Genomic DNA, 2,395 nt, shown 5'->3' on the forward strand with positions numbered 1-2,395 from the left:
GCGGGGCTCGGTGCCGCCGACAGCGCGGACGGTCTCGACGACGCAGCGCTCGAGAACCTCACGCTCGACGCCGACCCCGCCGACGCGAACGCGGCGTCCACGCACACGTGGTCGTTCGACGACGCGGAGTTCGACGGCGAGGTCGACGAGATAACCGTCGAGTACCCCGATGGGACGAGCCTCGACGGGCTCACGAACGACGACGTGACTGTCACGCTCGTCCGACAGCTCACCGGGGGACCGGACGAGAGCGAGATCAGCGTTAACAGCGGCTCGTATGACGGGACAGAGGCGACGTTCGACCTGAGCGGAAGCTTCAACACCGATCTCGTCGGGGCGGGATCGGTCGTCGTTGACGGGGTCGAGAATCCCGGCTCCGGCGAGTACGCTCCGACGATCACCCTCAGTGGTGACGACGACGAGCTCTCCGTCACGGCCGACCTCGTCGTCGCCGGCGACGGGGACGAGAACGAAGGCGACGACGGAAACGAAGACGACGACGAAAACGATGGCGACGGCGACACCGACGATCCCGCGGAGGGGACGTCGCTGACGCTCGATCCCGCGACGGCGGATGTCACCTCGACGCACACGTGGTCGTTCGACGACATCGACTTCGACGGCGAGGTCGACGAGGTCGTCGCGACGTACCCCGACGGAGCCAGCTTCGACGGGCTCACGAACGACGACGTGACCGTGGCGCTGACGCGCTCGGGCGAGAGCGAACCAACCGAGATCAGCGTCAACGCCGACGAGTACGACGGCACCGAGGCGACGTTCGACCTGAGCGGCGTCTTCAACACCGACATCGACGGCGCGACGTCCGTCACGATCGACGGCCTGCTCAACCCCGAGGCCGGCGAGTACGAACCGACGCTGACGTTTGTCGGCGAGGACGACGCCGTCACGGCTCCGGCGACGATGGTCGTCGAGGGAGACGACGTGGACACGCTTGCCACGACGTTCACGGACGGCGATGGCGAGCCGATCGCCGAGACGGACGTCCTCCTGACGCTCGACGGTGTGGAGGACGCGACCGCCGACGAGGAGGTCGTGACGGTCGCGACGACCGACGCTGACGGCGGGGTCGTGGTCGACGTCCCCCAACCGGGCGCGTACGAACTGACCGCGACCGCACAAGGGGTCGGCGAGGCAACCGAACCCGTCGATATCGATGGGGAAACGACAGTGTCGCTCGCGCTCACGGCGGCGGAGACGGGATCGATCGACGCGCTCGTCACCGACGCCGACGGTGAGGCACTCCCGGAAGGGAGCTGGGTCCAGCTCGACAGCGAGGAGTTAGACGCGCCCCGTACCGGACAGGTCGACGCCGACGGCACCGTCCTGATCGAGGGCATCGAACCGGGTGAGTACGACCTGTCCGCCGAGACGACCGCCGCCGGAACCACCGATCTGGTCTCCGTACAGGTCGATCCTGGCGAGACCACGACGGCCGAGTTCACCTACGCCGACGCGCCGACGACGGCGGATCTTGTCGGAACCGTGACCGATCCTGACGGGGAACCGCTGGCGACCGAGACGGTCGTGATCGCGTACGACGCGGTCGGAGATGAGGGGGACGACGGCGCGGCAGTCGTCGAAACGGACGCAGACGGCGGATTCACCGTATCCCGGATCGCAGCCGGAACCTACGAGGTGACCGCGACGGCGGCGGGGACGCCACCGAGCGATCCCGTCACCGTCGACATCAGCGCCGGCGAGTCGGCCGCGCTGTCGCTGTTCGAGCCGACCCCCGAACCGGGAACCGTTTCCGGTGTCGTCACCGATGCCGACGGTGATCCCCTCGCAGAGGGGACGTGGGTGACGTTCTCGGCGGAGGCGGACGGATTCGGCCCGGATAAAACCGTTCAGCTCGACGCCAACGGCGGCTTCGAGTTCGGCGAGGTCGCTCCCGGGAGCTACGATATCGTCGCCGAGACGCTGGACCGGGGCGAGACCGACGAGCACAAGGTGAACGTCGCCGCCGGCGGATCGACCGACGGCGTCGAGATATCCTACGCCGAGGACGACTCGCCCGGCAACGGACCTCCGTCCGGCACTCCCGGGGAGGGACCGCCCGGAAACGGTAACGGACCGCCTGGCGACTCACCCGGTAACGGACCGCCTAGCGACTCACCCGGTAACGGACCGCCCGGAAACGGCAACGGACCGCCAGCGCTCGCTCCGGTCCTGTAACCGGCGTTCAGCCACACGTTTTTCTTCGCGCCGGCCAACAGCAGACCTAAGTCTTCCACGGCAGTAGCCGTCAGTAATGAACGTTATCGGTACCGTCGGCCTGCCGGGCAGCGGCAAGGGCGAGGCGGCGACCGTCGCCGAAGCGGCCGGCGTCCCGGTCGTCGTGATGGGCGACGTGATCCGCGAGGAGTGCCGCGAG

At 68.3% G+C, this 2,395-nt stretch carries 2 protein-coding genes; both read left to right on the plus strand.

Annotated features, from left to right (window positions below; genetic code table 11):
* The coding region (locus tag ACFQEU_RS14555; protein ID WP_379783324.1) for a carboxypeptidase regulatory-like domain-containing protein at nt 1-2,196 on the plus strand (2,196 nt) is incomplete at its 5' end.
* Nucleotides 2,197-2,272: 76 nt separating this feature from the next.
* A partial coding sequence (locus tag ACFQEU_RS14560) for an AAA family ATPase (RefSeq protein ID WP_379783326.1) occupies nt 2,273-2,395 on the plus strand: 123 nt, incomplete at its 3' end.

It is taken from the genome of Halorubrum tibetense (assembly GCF_042661865.1).
Lineage (GTDB): Archaea > Halobacteriota > Halobacteria > Halobacteriales > Haloferacaceae > Halorubrum > Halorubrum tibetense.